We start from the raw sequence: 16,464 nt of genomic DNA on the forward strand, positions 1-16,464 counted from the left end.
TCATCACTCTTCGCTGGTGAAATTGAGCACTGCCGCGCGTTACGCCCGCCGGCGTGCTCCTCGATTGGTAACATGGCTGCACATGAGGTTGTCTCCCTCAAATGCAGCCATGTTGTCGAAAAAAAACAGTGAACATGCTGTCAGCATGTTCACTGTCTTAAAATCGGCCAAGGGGTTGGAATACATGGATATTTTCATGCATCCCTTGAGTACAAAGGTGCGCAATCTGGGCACGACAACATGTGTGGATAAGCTGTTACACTATTGAATTTGCAGATTGCGTCCCTTTGTCTCCGGGAAGAGCAAAAGAAGGTTGAAGGTTAACTCCCTGTCAGTTCGGTGCGACCCTCTACGAGTTCTGTGATGACACTTGGGTCGGCCAACGTGGACGTGTCACCAAAGTCACCGGTACTTCCAGATGCAATTTTGCGCAGAATTCTTCGCATGATTTTACCACTACGGGTTTTCGGCAGTTCTTCCGCAAACTGCAAGACCTCTGGCGTAGCAATCGGGCCGATTTCTTTTCTAACCCACGTGCGAAGCTGCGCGCGTAACTCTTCAGTTTCTTCTTCATCTGCCTTTAATGTAACGTAGGCATAAATACTTTCACCTTTGATAGCATGTGGCATTCCTACCACTGCCGCCTCGGCAACTGTTGGATGTGCAACAAGCGCTGATTCAATTTCTGCGGTACCCATGCGGTGTCCTGATACGTTGATAACATCATCGAGTCGTCCCATAATCCAGAAATATCCATCACTGTCTACCCGTGCGCCGTCGCCGGACTCATACATCCCGGGGAAGCGCTCAAAGTAGGTGCTTTTGTAGCGTTCAGGATCTCCAAAAACGCCGCGGAGCATACCGGGCCACGGTTTTCGGATAACAAGATGACCGCCTTCATTAGGTTCGGCATCTGTTCCGTCGGGGCGAACAATGCGGGCATCAATGCCCGGAAGTGGCAAGGTCGCAGACCCCGGCTTGAGCGGAGTCGCAAATGGAAGCGCCGCAATCATAATGCCGCCTGTTTCCGTTTGCCACCATGTATCAACAATAGGCTTTTCACCGTTTCCGATATTCTCGTGATACCACATCCATGCTTCAGGGTTGATAGGCTCTCCAACTGTTCCCAGTACCCGCAGTGAAGAAAGGTCATGGCGTTGGGTCCATTCCAATCCTTCGCGCATAAGGGCGCGGATAACGGTAGGTGCAGTGTAGAAGATAGTAACGCCGAATTTCTCTACAATGTTCCAGAATCGATCCGGGCTAGGGTAGCTTGGAACACCTTCAAACATAACTGTAGTGGCACCGAGGGACAGCGGGCCGTAAACTATGTATGAATGGCCGGTAATCCAGCCGATGTCAGCTGTGCACCAATACACATCAGATTCCTGAATATCAAAAACCCACTGTGAGGTGTGCGCTGCATAGGTGAGATACCCGCCAGTAGTGTGAACAACGCCTTTAGGTTTACCTGTAGAGCCGCTTGTATACAGAATAAACAGCGGATCTTCAGATTCCATTGGTTCGCATTCACAGAACGGTTTGATGTCAGGCTGTTGCATTGCCTTATGCCACCAGATATCCCGCTCTTCCTGCCATTCGAGCTTTCCTTGATCACCAAGACCGGCACGATCAACAACAATTACGTGCTCAACGCTCGGGCAGGACTTGAGTGCTTCATCAGCATTTGCTTTAAGGGGAATTACACGACCGGAGCGTAATACTGCATCTGCTGTTACAACCACTTTTGCTTCACAGTCCATTACGCGGCTTTGCAGGCTGAGGGCAGAGAAGCCCGCAAAAACAATGGAATGTACAGCGCCGATGCGAACACAGGCAAGCATTGCAATGGTTAATTCAGGAATCATAGGCATGTATAAAGATACCCGGTCTCCTTTGCCTACGCCGTATTGTTTTAAAACGTTCGCGAATTTACATACCGCTTCGTAGAGTTCTTCATACGTGTATGTAATCACATCTCCTTCCGGCTCCCCTTGCCAGATGAGAGCTGCTTTATCCTTTCTGCCAAGTTCCAGATGTCGGTCGAGACAGTTATGGGCTACGTTGAGAGTGCCGCCGGTAAACCAGCGGATGTCCGGTGTATCCATGTCTGCTTCCAACACTGTGGTAAACGGGGAGAACCAGTCGAGTAACTCATTCGTACGTTCTGCCCAGAACCCCTCATTGTCTTCCATAGATCGCGTGTACTGTCGCTCATATTCTTTCAGGGACTGGATATGAGTTCCTGCGCTTTCAGGAGTGGAAGGGGTGAACAGACGCTGCTCATCTTGCATAGAAATGATGTTATGTTGGCTCATAGTGTTCTCCTCGAAAGTAGTAGCGGCAGCATACGACACAGTCTTCCAGACGCGCCTGCATCGTACGCTGACCGTAAATTTGTATGTTCCGGTTGTGGCGGGCACTGGTGCTGCAAGGATTAGTGCTCGCCACAACCGCAAACAAACCATAAGGGAAAGGTGGAAACATTTCGCATGAATCCTGCTGAGAGCAGTTTCGGTTTGTTAATGAACAACTGCACTATGCAACTGCCTGCGCGAAAAAGGATACTCATATTCGGTGAACGGTAGGAATCACGGGGTGAATTGCAACCCGACCGGTAAACGGTAGTGCTGGGCAGGGTGAACGGTAGAGGGAAAAGTCTTTTTTTGCGTGCTTTGTTGGATCAGAAAACGAATACAACTGTTTGAACTTACCTTCAGTTTCAACTACAGTGTTTCATACTTGCTGAAAGATACTACCAACCGGAACCAACTGTAGGAGTCTGTGTGAGCCGATCGACGCTAAAACAGATGTTTCGCCCGACCTCTGTGGTAATTATTGGTGCTTCTGAGGAGGCTGGAACCCCCGCCTGCGATTGTATGCAGAACTTGCTTGGCGGCACGTTTCTTGGGCCGGTTCTGCCGGTTGTGACTCAGCCGGATTCTCCGGAAACGATCTTTGGTCAGCCAGTTTATACAGCTATTGATACACTTCCTATTACGCCGGATTTAGCCATTATTTGTGTGGATGCAGAGCTGGTTCCTTTTTATATAGAAGAACTGGGTAAGCGCGGAACGCAAAACGCAATTCTTTTTTCTCAAGGCTATTCTCGATTCAACACGAAAGAAGCAGCTCGCAAACGCGAACGGCTGCTGGCGCTAGCCCACAAATTTTCTGTCCGCCTTTTAGGCCCGAATGGTCTTGGTTTTATTAACCCCTCACTCGGCATTAATGCCAGTCTTGTGTCCTCGCCGTTCTCAACAGGGAAGGTGGCGTTTCTTACGCAGTCTGATTCTCTTTTCACGTCTGTATTGGACTGGGCAGTGTCAAAGTCTCTCGGTTTTTCACACGTGATTTCGTTGGGGGATATGCTTGATGTGGGCTTCAGTGAAGTCTTGGATTACCTGCACAGGGATATGAATACCCGTGCTGTACTGTTGTATCTGGAGTCTGTTGCGAACGCTCGTGAGTTTATGTCAGCAGCCCGTGCCCTTTCCCGTTCAAAACCTGTGATTGTTGTAAAAGCTGGTAAATCCCACGCGGCAGAGCAGGCTGTGGCTGCACATACAGGTATGATTCTCGGTGCTGATGAAGTGTACGAGGCAGCATTTAAACGTGCGGGTATGCTTCGTATGGATTCGATTGATTCTGTTTTTGATACAATCCAAGCGCTTGCATGGTCAAAGCCGTTGAAAGGAAAACGGTTGGCAATTGTTGCTAACGGCGGAGCCCCTGCTTTTATTGCAACAGACTTGTTGTTGAAAGGGGGCGGAGAGTTAGCTGAGCTTACTGATGAAGCGTGTCAGCTTGTCGATGATGCTTTGGGAAGTGCCTGGTCATACTGGAACCCTTTAGTAATGGACGCTAAAGCTGATCCTGATATGTACGCGAATGCTATCAGACCGCTTTTGAGGGACAGTTCTGTTGATGGCATTTTGATTATGCATATTCCAACTGCGGGAGTGGATAGCGCAGCCATTGCTGAGAAAGTTGTGAAGACATGCAAGCGCAGTAAGAAAGTAATACTTACAAGCTGGCTTGGTGCGGGTGATGGCGATATTGCGCGTAATATTTTCTTCAAAGCGAAAATTCCTTCTTATTTTACTCCCGACAGTGCAGTGCGCACGTTTCTGTATCTCGTGCAATACAGGCGTAACCAGATTAAACTTGCTGAAGCGCCGGAATCAAGACCTGACAGCAAGACAGATGTGTTAAAAAGTCGTGCGATTGTGTTGCAGGCTCTGGAAGAGAAGCGTCAAATGTTGACGGTTCAAGAGACCGAGGCGTTGCTTGCTGCCTACGATATTAAGTGTATTACAACGCGTAGTGCGGATTCAGTTGAAGAAGTTGCAGCGATTGCTGATGAAGTAGGCTACCCGCTCGCCATAAAAGTTATCTCATCAGACATTTATCGAAAGTCACAGGTGGGCGGTGTTGTTCTGGATATTGAAAGTAGTGTTGAGGCTACAGCTGCCGCAGAATCCATTCTGATGAATGTTGCACAGTATCAGCCGGCAGCACGTATACATGGGTTTGCCGTCCAGAAGATGACTCAGCGTATGCGTGGTGTGGAGTTGGCTGTGGAAATAGATACAGACCCACAGTTTGGCCCTGTTATTCGTTTTGGTCAGGGCGGCTCTCTGGCACATATTATTCAAGACCAGCAAACTGAATTATTGCCGCTTAATATGAGTTTGGCAAAAGAATTGGTAGCATCAACACATGTGAGTAAGCAGTTTGTCGGAAATGACGCGCTTGCAGGGGTGAATACACAGGCGGTGTATGAACTGCTGGTGTCTATTTCACAAATGCTCATTGATATACCGGAAATTTTTGAACTGGAGATTAATCCTGTTCAGGCAGATGCGAATGGTGCGTTTGCTGTGGATGCAGCCATACGTGTTGCGTGGACGGATGTGGGTGGTGCTGACCAGCTTGCTATTTGTCCGTATCCTGCTGAGCTGGAAGAGCTGGTCACCGTAGGCGATGATTTGACAGTTCGTTTGCGACCTATTCGGCCTGAGGATGAGAAAGCTCATTGGGACTTTATTGAGAATTTAAGCCCGCAGGACAGACGATTCCGTTTCTTTGGGAATGTGGGAGAGCTTCCGCGTTCTGAGATGGTGAAGCTTACTCAGATTGACTACGACAGGGAGATGGCATTCATTGCTCAGACGATTCCTGAGGGGGAAGAAGAGCCTTTGACTGTGGGAGCTGCCCGAGCCATGATCTCACCGGACAATGAAACCTCAGAGTTTGCAGTGGTTGTGCGTAGCGACTGGAAACGAAAGGGACTCGGGCGTATGCTTATGGCGCATCTCGTGGAATATTTACGAGGTCGTAATACAAAGCAGATTACCGGCGAGGCGTTGGGAGATAATAAAAATATGGTCGAGCTTGCCCGATCTCTCGGCTTTATTGTTTCTAAAGACTTTAATGATGATACCTATCATTTTACGCTTGATTTACGGGAAGAAGATCCGAGTTCAGATGATGTGCTTTAACCTAATGTGAATATAGAACTGTTCGTTATGTAGAGATTCAGGACGGGGTTGAGACAAATAAAAAGAGTGGGGCATGTGCTCCACTCTTTCTTTTTTTGCTTTGCATCGTATACTTGCGAATTCCACAGGAAGGCGAACGCTCATACGAATTGAGATAATGTCCGGCAGCATCGCTGGTAACCGCACCTTCGTGCATTTATGCACGGCGCAATAGAGCCGGAACGTGTGTCTCAGATTGCAAAGAACTTGGATGTACAGGTGTAAAGAACGTCTATTTGTTCACCATTTCTTTCAGTTCTTTCCCTGCACGGAATACAGGAAGCTTTTTCGGAGATACCGTTACGCTTTCACCAGTTTTAGGGTTACGGCCTTTGTATCCCTTGTACTCTTTCACTTTAAAGGAACCGAATCCTCTGATTTCAACTCTTCCTTCTTCAACAAGAGCTTCGCGGATACTGTCAAAAAAGACATTTACAAGCATAACTGCTTCATCTTTAGACAGGTTATGATCCTCAGCCATTACTTTTACAAGTTCGCTTTTATTCACAAGAACCCCCTATGGAATATCAATTCGTAATTTAGTCCACGATATTAGAGTAGTACCCATTCACCGCTTTTGTGACAAGAGGGTGATGGTTATTTCTTCTGTTATTCAAAGGGCTTTTGATTATAAAACTATAAAGAACACGAGCAATGAAGTGTAATTCCTGCACTTTCTGGCTTATGTGACAATAGTTCAATTTATAGTGCTAGTTGCAATATATCATGGAACGTACCGTTAGAACCAGACAAAAATGTGCCTTTTACACTTTACGACTCTGTATACTAACGCGACGCAGTTGTATTTAAACATGGTTTCGCAGTTTCAGCTCCACAGGGTGCGGGTTCAAGTACCATTGTGATGCCAGATACTCTTCACCATATTTTCGTACATAATGGTTACAAAGTGTTAAAGGAACGATTAACGGTACCAGTCTGGCATGATATCGTTCGATAATTTCTTGAAGTTCTTGTTTTTCATCGGCTGAAAGTTTCTTTTTAAAGTACCCCGCAATGTGCTGCAGTACATTTGTGTGCTTTTTAACAGTTGCGCGGATTTTTAAAGCAGTGAGCAGCTCAGTCTGATACTGTTCAATAAGTTCTTCCGGGGCTACTTGTTTGCCCTGAGCAACGAGTTTTCCCATGGCGCGATAGTGTACAACGCTGTGTGACATAATAAGAAGCTTGTGACGTGTATGAAATTCAACAAGTTTTCCCAGCGTGAACGGCTGTTCAAGGAGGTCACGCCACCGTTGCATAACGAAAATTCGTTCAATGAAATTTTCCCTCAAATTAGGATCACCTAACCGTCCTTCCTCTTCAACGGGTAGAAGAGGAAAGTACTCCATAAAGGCTCTTGCAAAAACTCCCACTCCTTTAAGGCTCGGTGCACCGGCATTTTTAGCTTCTTTTGGATCAACATCCTTGTAGACTTTTACGCGCTCCATACCACTGGAAGGAGATGCCCGCTTGAAGACAAAGCCACAGAGGTGCTCATGTTCAAGTTCAGCAATGCGCCGAGCAGAGAATTCTTTCATTTGAGTTGTGTGATCCTGGTATGTCTTTGTTGTTACCAGCCTCGGATCTTCAGGGTTCCCGACGAGTCGGAGTGTTTCACGGGGAATGGGGAGTCCCATTTCAACTTCAGGACATACAGGTATATATTCTACATACTCACCAAGAGTATTAACAAGCCATTGGTCTTTTTTATGCCCGCCATCAAAACGGACAGGGTTACCTAAAAGACATGAAGATATTCCTAATCGAATTTTTTTTGTATCCTGCATGTTGCTCTTTCCTCTCTGAGGTATAATATTATCTTTACGTAGTTACATTCAGATTGGCTCAGTTGCGTTGTTGTTGCAAATATAAAATGATGAAATGCTTCCCTTGTACATACGGAGTATGCTTATGCCTAATGAACAGTCTCATCCTATTGATGTTGTCTTTTTTGACTTCAGTGGTGTTCTTGCTGATGAAGGTTTTGTTGACGGTTTACGTAAAATCGCCGTTCGTAATGGCTTTGATCCAGACGAATTTCAGTCTGTTGTGACAGAGATTTGTTTTGAAGGCGGGTATGTTTCCGGTAAAGTCAGCGAAGCAGAGTTTTGGGAAGAAGTGCGAAGAAAGACTGGGCTTGTAGAGCAGAGCGAGCTGCTCCATCTTGAAATTTTAACAGGGTTTGCAGTCCGTTTGTGGATGCTTGAGGTCGTGGACGTGATCCGTGCAAGCGGTGTTAAAACAGCTATTTTAAGCGATCATACAAACTGGTTGGAAGATCTTGATTTTGAGCATTCTATCTATTCTCATTTTGACAGAGTCTTCAATTCTTACAGAGAAGGTCTTTCAAAGCGGTCGCATGATTATTTCCACCATGCCCTGCGTGCAATGGATGTGAAACCGGAGCGCTCATTATTTGTTGATGATAACCCTTCTAATTTATTACGTGCGGGTGAAGTTGGTATGCAGACCTTGTTGTATGACGAGCATGACAGAGTTCTTCAAAAGCTTCAGGACTTATTCCCTGATTTGATTTTTCCGACGGCATAAGAGGTGTACTGAGCAGCGGATGAGAGTGACACACTCTGTAAACGTTGCGTTATAGATAAAAATTGCATAACGTACCCGCTGATTTTTAACAAACAAGCAAGACCGAAGTCGAGTACTCCGGCATTTATAGTATGAGAAAAGCATCAAGCGGCCTTACTCCTGAAGGCGTTCCTTCGCTTCTGTTAACAGGTCTCGGTACTCTGGCATTTGCCATTATGGGGTGCTGGGTTCTTTCTACTGTTTTCTTTATTCTTTTCTGGTTTTCTTTACACTTCTTCCGTGATCCGGAACGTGTAACCCCAACTGGAAAAGGACTTGCTGTAAGTCCTGCAGACGGCAAAGTAATTAAGATTACACCTATGGAAGATCCGTTTACCGGTGAACGTCGTATGTGCATCTGCATTTTTATGAATGTGTTCAGTGTACATGTTAACCGTTCCCCGATTGAAAGCACTGTCCGTGGTATTAAGTACTTCTCCGGTAAGTACCTGAACGCTGCATGGGACAAGGCTTCTACGGATAACGAACGCTGTGCATACGACCTTGAACATGCCGACGGCAGCCGTTGGACAATGGTTCAAATTGCAGGTCTTATTGCTCGTAGAATTGTATGTCGAGTAGACGAAGGTGATGCCTTAACCCGCGGAGAACGTTACGGAATGATCAAGTTCGGTTCTCGGGTTGACCTTTACTTGCCAGAGGGCTATGCTCCTTCTGTTACCGTCGGTGAACAGGTATTTGCAGGTGAGTCTGTAATTGCTGAAAAGAACGACTAGAATCAAGCTGAGCTGATTTGTCACCGACTTTTTGATTTTAATAAGGAAGCACACAATCATGGATCAATCAAAAGCCCGTAAGGGAATCTACATTTTGCCTAACCTCTTTACCACCGCGAGCCTTTTTGCAGGTTTCATGGGGTTGGTGTGGGCATCTGCTGGAAAATTTGAGCTGTGTGCTACCGCTATTTTATTCTCCGCCCTCATGGACGGCTTAGATGGTAAGGTTGCGCGCCTTACCGGTACTGCCAGCGAATTCGGTGTTCAGTACGACTCATTGTGTGACCTCGTAGCGTTTGGTGTAGTGCCATCCTTTATGATGTACTCAATGTACTTGCACCAGTTCAACCGTCTCGGCATTGCCGTAGCCTTCTTGTTTGCAGCATGTGCTGCACTCAGATTGGCGCGTTTTAACGTATCCACCGCTGTTGTTCCTAAGAAATTTTTCATAGGACTTCCTTCACCTGCTGGTGGTTGCGCTCTTGCTGCCTTCGTATTCTTTACTCAGTACATTCCTGCTGAACTCTCCGGTATTATCCCTGCTATCGCTTTGGGTCTTACCTTTGTTGCAGCATTTTCAATGGTTAGCCGTGTACGTTACTTCTCTTTCAAAGAGTACGGTTTCGTTAAGGCTCGTCCATTTAGCACTCTCGTGTCTGCTATCCTTATCTTTACGCTAATCGTGAGCGAGCCGAAGCTACTAGGCTTCATTATTATTGGCGGCTACATTATTAGCGGACCTGTGTATACATTCCTATTTCTATCACGCAGGTCCACAAAGTTACTGGGTGACCTTTCCGAGAGCTAAGAAAAAGGGAAGGCACGGCGAGTAACACACCGCCCACAGCCTTACCTAAAAGTACAAGCAAACCAAAGCTCCGGTTTCTTCTACGCAGAAGGAACCGGAGTTTTTTTATATCCAGAACAAAAGTTAACAAATATGTTATAAAAAGGAGTGAAAATCATGCAGTTAGCATACGTCACCAAGCAAAAAGACCCCTCGAGCACAGAATACCGTCCGTATGGTCCACTACTATGCAACCTATTTGAGAACTAAGAGAGGTTTTGGTGAAAAAAGTTTATGAAATAACGTAGAAAAAGAACTCTACAGGAGAATACAATGTCCGATCGCTTATACATTTTCGATACCACTTTGAGAGATGGAGAACAGTCTCCAGGCGCAACCATGAACCAGAACGAGAAGATCCGTCTGGCTCGTGAACTTGAGAATTTGGGTGTCGATATTATGGAAGCAGGTTTTCCTGCTGCAAGCCAAGGGGATTTTGAGGCAGTGCGCAAGATCGCACAAACCGTAAAAAATGCACAGGTAGCCGGTTTGTGTCGCGCAATGGCGGCGGATATTGACAGGTGCTGGGATGCTATCAAAGACGCAAAGCATCCACGAATTCATACTTTCCTTGCAACCAGTCCGGTTCATATGGAGTACAAGCTTCGTAAGACTCCGGAACAGGTTTTGGAAATGACAGAAGCGGCTGTAAAACATGCAGCAAAATACACATCTAACATTGAATTTTCTGCAGAAGATGCTTCCCGATCTGATTGGGATTTTTTGGCAAAAGTTGCAGAAACAGCAATTAACGCGGGCGCAACCACCATCAACATTCCTGATACTGTGGGGTATGCACAGCCAGAGGAATTCGGAAACATGGTTCGCCACGTAATTGAAAATACCAGCAACAGCCACAAGGCTGTGTTTAGCGTGCATTGTCACAACGATTTGGGTTTAGGTGTGGCAAACACTCTTGCAGCAATTAACGCTGGTGCTAGACAGGCAGAAGTGACCATCTCCGGTATCGGGGAACGCGCCGGTAACGCAGCGCTTGAAGAACTCATTATGGCGTTACGTACTCGCGGTGATTACTACGGCATTGAAACAAACGTAAAATCTGAACAGTTATTCCCGACCTGCCGTTTGCTTTCAATGATCATTGGTCAGCCTATCCCGGCGAATAAAGCCATTGTCGGTGCGAATGCTTTTGCACACGAATCCGGAATCCATCAGGATGGCATGCTTAAGAATCGTGAAACCTACGAGATCATGACCCCTGAGTCTGTAGGACGCGAAAAAACAGACATCATCCTCGGAAAACATTCCGGTCGTAACGCAATTAAAGGCAAAACTACCGAACTCGGCTACCCGTTGGAAGATGACGAATTACAGATTGTTTTTGAGGCGGTAAAACGTCTCGCGGATAAAAAAGAGAAGGTTTACGACGCAGATATCGAGGCAATTATCCTTGAAGAAGTCTACCGTATTCCGGACAAATACAGACTGGTACATCTCTCCGTTCAGTCAAGTGATGTGGGAGTGCCACCGAACGCTGCCGTTGTAATGGAAATTAACGGCATCCGCAGGGAGCACACAACATTCGGCACAGGTCCGATTGATGCAGTATTCAAAACCATTTCCCAGATCGTTGGACGCTCACCAAAGCTCAAACGATACAGTGTAAATGCCATCACCAGTGGCGGGGATGCACAGGGCGAGGTAACCGTACGCCTCGAGGAAAATGGATGCAGCACAGTTGGGCGTGGATCCGATCCTGACATCATTGCAGCTAGCGCAAGAGCATTCCTGAACGCTTTAAACAGACTCGATAAAATGAACTCGGAGGGTTAACAGTCATGGCGCACACACTCGCACAAAAAATCTTACAGAGACATACAGATCAAAAAATCGAAGGAACCGGCCAGATCGTTCAATGCGACGTATCGCTGGTTCTTGCAAACGATATTACAGCTCCGCTTGCTATTAAATCCTTTAAGGCAATGGGCGCAAAGTCTGTGTTTGATAAAGATAAAGTGGCACTGGTGATGGACCACTTTACCCCGCAGAAAGATATTGCATCCGCAATTCAGGTAAAAAATACTCGTGAATTTGCACAGGAACAGAACATTACTCACTACTACGAAGGTGGTGATTGTGGCGTAGAACATGCTCTCTTGCCGGAGCTTGGTCTTGTCGGTCCTGGTGATATCGTTATCGGTGCAGACTCTCATACCTGCACCTATGGCGGTCTCGGCGCATTTGCTACCGGCCTTGGTTCTACCGACGTAGCCGGCGGTATGGCTCTTGGTTCCACATGGTTCAAAGTACCGCCAACAATCCGCGCAATTTTTAATGGCGAACTCCCTGAGTTTGTAGGTGCAAAGGATTTGATCCTTCGTCTCATCGGCGAAATCGGTGTATCCGGTGCATTGTACAAAGCGCTTGAATTCGGCGGCTCCACAATTGATTCCCTCGATGTGGAAGGTCGAATGACTATCGCAAACATGGCTATTGAAGCTGGCGGTAAGTGCGGTCTCTTCCCAGTAGATGCTAAGACCCTCGAATACACCGCGGCACGCGGTCGTAACGATGAAGCTCTTACTCCGGATGAAGGTGCAGAATACGAACGTGTTCTCACATTTGATGTATCAAATATGTCTCCTATGGTTGCGTGCCCGCATTTGCCGGATAACGTGCACCCAGTGGAGAATGTCGAACCTAAAAAGGTCGATCAGGTCGTTATCGGCTCCTGCACAAACGGTCGCATCAGCGACTTACGCGAAGCAGCAGCTGTGTTGAAAGGACGTAAAGTTGCGTCTCACACTCGTGCTATCGTGCTTCCTGCAACTCCGAATATCTGGAAGCAGGCATTACGCGAAGGGTTAATTGAAACCTTTATGGATTCCGGCTGCATTGTTGGCCCTGCAACCTGTGGTCCTTGTCTTGGTGGTCACATGGGCATCCTCGCAGACGGTGAAGTGGCAGTAGCTACTACTAACCGTAACTTTAAAGGACGCATGGGCAGCCTTGAATCAGAAGTATACCTCTCAAGCCCTGCCGTTGCTGCGGCTAGCGCTCTTGCAGGTGAAATTGCTGATCCACGTAAAGTGTAGCGGAAGCCCTCAGCGGACGGATGCTTAGGCTTTCGTTGTCTGAGTCGGTGAGTCGTGGCTGCATTGGCAACATACTCTAATGCCAGTCACAAACGATTTGATACTTTTTGGGAGAAATGACCATGACCTTACAGGGTAAAGCTCACAAAGTGGGCGATCACATAGATACAGATGCCATCATTCCGGCACGTTTTTTGGTAACGACTGATGAAAAAGAGCTTGGTGCAAACTGCATGGAAGGGCTCGAAGCCGGTTGGGTAGAACGTGTAACAGAAGGCGACATTATGGTTGCTGGTGAGAACTTCGGCTGTGGTTCTTCACGTGAGCACGCTCCAATCTCAATCCTCGGTGCTGGTATGAAGGTTGTTGTTGCGCATTCCTTTGCTCGTATTTTTTACCGTAACAGTTTTAATATGGGATTGTTACTTATCGAGATCGGTGAAGAAATTGTTCATTTCGAAGACGGTCACGAAGTGGCTGTAGACATCGAAGCAGGCACTGTTGTTAACGTGACAACTGGAAAAACCATCGAGTTTCCACCGCTTCCACAGTTTATGCGTGATTTCGTCGATAATGGCGGACTCATTCCATACGTTAGTGAAAAGTTGGGAAACCAGTAACAGGTATTTGCCCCCCAACACTGCAAGGTCGTGGGGCAAAACGCTCGTACATATAACGCATAACATGGTACGATCAGAACTGTGTTTAGACTAAGCATCGCTTTGTCAGACCGTATCTGTGAATTTGCCAGATCAGGTATGCATACATAATTTTCATCGAGGGAAAGACAATGGATATGAATATAGTTTTATTGCCGGGTGACGGCATCGGGCCTGAGATCACCACTCAGGCAGTAGAAGTCATGAAGAAAGTCGCAGATAAGTTCGGTCATAACGTTACATTTACCGAAGAACTTATCGGCGGTTGCGCAATCGACGCAACAGGCAAGCCGTTGCCTAAAGAGACCTTAGAAGCGTGTAAGAACGCAGACGCTGTTTTTCTTGGCGCTGTAGGCGGCCCAAAGTGGGATAACCTTGATGGTGCTACCCGCCCTGAAGCCGGCTTGCTCGGTATCCGTAAGGAGCTTGGTCTCTTTGCGAACCTGCGTCCTGCAAAATTATTCCCTGAGCTTTCCAGCGCGTGTTTCCTTCGCCCTGACATCGTTGAAGACGGCATTGACGTTATGGTTGTGCGTGAGCTTACAGGTGGCATTTACTTTGGTCAGCCGCAGGGGCAGGAAGAGCGTGACGGTGTTCGCTACGGTTACAACACAATGGTCTACAATGAAGACGAAGTTCGCCGTATTGCCCGTATCGCTTTTGAAGCAGCAATGAAGCGCGATAAGCGTGTATGCTCTGTAGACAAAGCAAACGTGCTTGAAGTTTCCCGTTTGTGGAGATCTGTAGTTGAAGAAGTGGCAAAAGAGTATCCAGAAGTTGAACTCTCCCACATGTATGTTGATAACGCAGCAATGCAGCTCGTTCGTGACCCGAACCAGTTTGATGTTATCGTAACAGGCAACCTCTTCGGCGATATTCTTTCTGATGAAGCAGCAGTTATCACCGGATCAATCGGTATGCTTCCGTCTGCGTCATTGAACAAGTCCGGCACTGGTCTTTTTGAGCCTATTCACGGTTCCGCTCCGGACATTGCAGGACAGAACAAAGCAAACCCGCTTGCATCAATCCTTTCTATGGCAATGATGTTGCGTCATTCCTTCAACCTTATTAAGGAAGCCAACGCCATTGAAGCAGCAGTACAGAAAGTTCTGCGCGAGGGGTACAGAACCGGTGACATCATGTCCAACGGTGAAACCCTTGTAGGCTGTAACACAATGGGTAACCTTGTTGTAGAACGTTTATAGAAGCAAAATATCCTCCTTTCGAGTCTTCGGAAGGAGGATATTTTATGTAAGACATAAAAAGCGAAGCTATGGCTGTTGACGTATTCAGCAGTACAGCTTCGCTTTTTTTATTGGTAGCTAGCGGTCGTCACCTCTGCCTGTCGCGAGGTAGCGTGCCCAGTCGAAACGTTCCTGTCGTGTTGCGGCAGCAACGGCATCTTCAACGGCATAGGGAATGTTCATTTGCTGAACGTTCCACCCGTCAGAGTTTTGTTCCAGCATAGTGTATGACGCATGGGATGAATACGTCTGCATGGAGTGTACAACCGGAAGGTCGTCCGTATAGGCAGGAAGCCCGACGCTGCCTGCGTTAATGACAATCTGTCCGGAAGACAGCTCGACCACTCGCGGAAGGTGTGTGTGTCCGCAAAGAATAACTTCTGAATCTTCTCCATCGAGCATGCGGATAATTTCATCATCTGGTCGAACCAGAGGGCTTCCGCTTGAGACATCTTCCAGCAGATAGGTCAGGTCATTTGTGGGAGAACCATGACATGCATAGATTTCTCTGGTGATCTGACAATCAAAAGGAAGGTCATCAAGCCAAGCAAGCGGAGCATCACCAAGGTCATTCAGGACAAATTGCAGCGTCGGATTTGTAACGATATCTTCGGGAGTTGCCTCATAAAGTAAACGATCCTGATTGCCGCAAATTGAAGTAATATTATACGCTGAGATCAGCTTGTATGTCGCTTTGGGTGCAAGCGGGCCGTACAGTGTATCTCCAAGGTTAACGATATGATCAGCACCGCGGGTGAGGATGTCTTCAAGCACAGCTTCCAGAGCATATGCATTGCTGTGGATGTCGGAAATAATAGCGAACTTCATACATGCACCTCCAAATCAGATCGTTAATGTGTTTTGTAGTCTTACCTTGTGGAGCGTTGAATGATTCCCATCATAGAATACACGAGTTGTGCAGCAGCAAAATCTGATGCGTGGTCGCCAACCTGCGGAGCAAGTTCAACAACGTCACATCCGATAACAGACCTTCCTTTAACAGCTTTTTCAAGTAGCGTAAGAGCCTGCCACCACTGGATGCCTCCCGGTACGGGAGTTCCGGTTGCACGGATAACAGAAGGATCAAGTCCATCTACATCAAAAGTGATATAGATTGTTTCAGGAAAGTCCTCTGGTAACAATGTTTCCGGTAAAGGGTTCAGAGCCAGTTCTTTGGCATCTATGTGCGGAATGTTATGTTTTTTCCGAACTTCAACTTCTTCAGTACAGAATGCGCGGACACCGAGCTGGAAAACAGGAATTTCCAATTCAAGGGCACGATGCATAACTGATGCATGGCTATATGGATCTCCCTCGTATGCCTTGCGTAAATCTGCATGGGCATCAAACTGGACAATTCCGAATTTGCCATGTTTCTTTTTGAGCGCTCTCAGTGCTCCAAGAGTCACTGAGTGTTCTCCGCCGAGCATCACAGGCAGTCCATACTCGGCTGCATGGGTAACAGCTGCTTCAATACGGGCTAAAACCTGCTCTGTAGGGCCAGTGCAATCTACTGGTTCATGTGTGTAGATTCCGTGGTCTGCGGGAATAGACTCCCCGTCCCAGAGTTCAAGTTGATCGGATGCTTCAAGGATTGCACTTGGGCCGTCGGCAGTACCGCCGCCGTATGAAACTGTTGCCTCAAATGGAACCGGAACAATTTGAAAATGACATTGATCCGCTGTTGTTTCTTTAAGTTCAGATGCTAAAAATCTATTCATTATAAAAGTATACTTTGTGATGAAAGCGTTGGCAACTCTGCCATTGTCGATGAAAAATGTAATCAGGG

Annotated in this window: 13 protein-coding genes; 8 read left to right on the plus strand and 5 right to left on the minus strand. The window is 47.0% G+C overall.

Annotated elements, in window-relative coordinates:
* Window positions 1-320 precede the first annotated feature (320 nt).
* A complete protein-coding gene (acs, locus tag QZY95_RS11905; protein ID WP_290923768.1) occupies window positions 321-2,318 on the minus strand; it encodes an acetate--CoA ligase in 1,998 nt (665 codons plus the stop codon).
* 468 nt (window positions 2,319-2,786) lie between these two features.
* On the opposite strand from acs, the gene QZY95_RS11910 reads away from it, so the two are divergent.
* Complete coding sequence (locus QZY95_RS11910) at window positions 2,787-5,504, plus strand: bifunctional acetate--CoA ligase family protein/GNAT family N-acetyltransferase (RefSeq protein ID WP_290923770.1); 2,718 nt, start codon at window positions 2,787-2,789, stop codon at window positions 5,502-5,504.
* Between the two features lie 271 nt (window positions 5,505-5,775).
* On the opposite strand, the gene QZY95_RS11915 is transcribed toward QZY95_RS11910, so the two are convergent.
* Window positions 5,776-6,051: an HU family DNA-binding protein gene (locus QZY95_RS11915; RefSeq protein WP_290923772.1), complete on the minus strand. Its 276-nt coding sequence runs from the start codon at window positions 6,049-6,051 to the stop codon at window positions 5,776-5,778.
* 298 nt (window positions 6,052-6,349) lie between these two features.
* Window positions 6,350-7,330: a DUF523 and DUF1722 domain-containing protein gene (locus QZY95_RS11920; RefSeq protein ID WP_290923774.1), complete on the minus strand. Its 981-nt coding sequence runs from the start codon at window positions 7,328-7,330 to the stop codon at window positions 6,350-6,352.
* A gap of 124 nt (window positions 7,331-7,454) precedes the next feature.
* Between QZY95_RS11920 and QZY95_RS11925 the strand changes: the two genes are divergently transcribed.
* From QZY95_RS11925 to leuB, 7 genes are all read left to right on the plus strand, one after another.
* Window positions 7,455-8,093, plus strand: a complete 639-nt coding sequence (locus QZY95_RS11925) for an HAD family phosphatase (protein WP_290923776.1) — start codon at window positions 7,455-7,457, stop codon at window positions 8,091-8,093.
* A 131-nt stretch (window positions 8,094-8,224) separates the two neighbouring features.
* Window positions 8,225-8,869: a phosphatidylserine decarboxylase family protein gene (locus tag QZY95_RS11930; protein WP_290923778.1), complete on the plus strand. Its 645-nt coding sequence runs from the start codon at window positions 8,225-8,227 to the stop codon at window positions 8,867-8,869.
* Window positions 8,870-8,927: 58 nt separating this feature from the next.
* Window positions 8,928-9,677 (plus strand): CDP-diacylglycerol--serine O-phosphatidyltransferase, encoded by a 750-nt coding sequence (gene pssA, locus QZY95_RS11935; RefSeq protein WP_290923780.1) that lies wholly within the window; start codon window positions 8,928-8,930, stop codon window positions 9,675-9,677.
* 312 nt (window positions 9,678-9,989) lie between these two features.
* Window positions 9,990-11,510 carry a 2-isopropylmalate synthase gene (locus tag QZY95_RS11940; RefSeq protein ID WP_290923782.1) on the plus strand — a complete coding sequence of 507 codons (1,521 nt, stop codon included), beginning with the start codon at window positions 9,990-9,992 and terminating at the stop codon, window positions 11,508-11,510.
* 5 nt (window positions 11,511-11,515) lie between these two features.
* Window positions 11,516-12,772, plus strand: a complete 1,257-nt coding sequence (leuC, locus tag QZY95_RS11945; protein ID WP_290923784.1) for a 3-isopropylmalate dehydratase large subunit — start codon at window positions 11,516-11,518, stop codon at window positions 12,770-12,772.
* Window positions 12,773-12,894: 122 nt separating this feature from the next.
* Window positions 12,895-13,392, plus strand: a complete 498-nt coding sequence (locus QZY95_RS11950; protein WP_290923786.1) for a 3-isopropylmalate dehydratase small subunit — start codon at window positions 12,895-12,897, stop codon at window positions 13,390-13,392.
* Between the two features lie 170 nt (window positions 13,393-13,562).
* Complete coding sequence (gene leuB, locus QZY95_RS11955; protein ID WP_290923787.1) at window positions 13,563-14,636, plus strand: 3-isopropylmalate dehydrogenase; 1,074 nt, start codon at window positions 13,563-13,565, stop codon at window positions 14,634-14,636.
* Between the two features lie 117 nt (window positions 14,637-14,753).
* Here leuB and QZY95_RS11960 read toward each other — a convergent pair whose 3' ends face one another.
* Together QZY95_RS11960 and speB are read right to left on the minus strand one after the other, a co-directional pair.
* Window positions 14,754-15,503: a metallophosphoesterase family protein gene (locus QZY95_RS11960; RefSeq protein ID WP_290923789.1), complete on the minus strand. Its 750-nt coding sequence runs from the start codon at window positions 15,501-15,503 to the stop codon at window positions 14,754-14,756.
* Between the two features lie 41 nt (window positions 15,504-15,544).
* On the minus strand, window positions 15,545-16,396 hold the full coding sequence (gene speB / locus QZY95_RS11965) for an agmatinase (RefSeq protein ID WP_290923791.1): 852 nt from the start codon (window positions 16,394-16,396) through the stop codon (window positions 15,545-15,547).
* Window positions 16,397-16,464: the final 68 nt, after the last annotated feature.

The organism is Halodesulfovibrio sp. (genome assembly GCF_015482765.1).
Lineage (GTDB): Bacteria > Desulfobacterota > Desulfovibrionia > Desulfovibrionales > Desulfovibrionaceae > Halodesulfovibrio.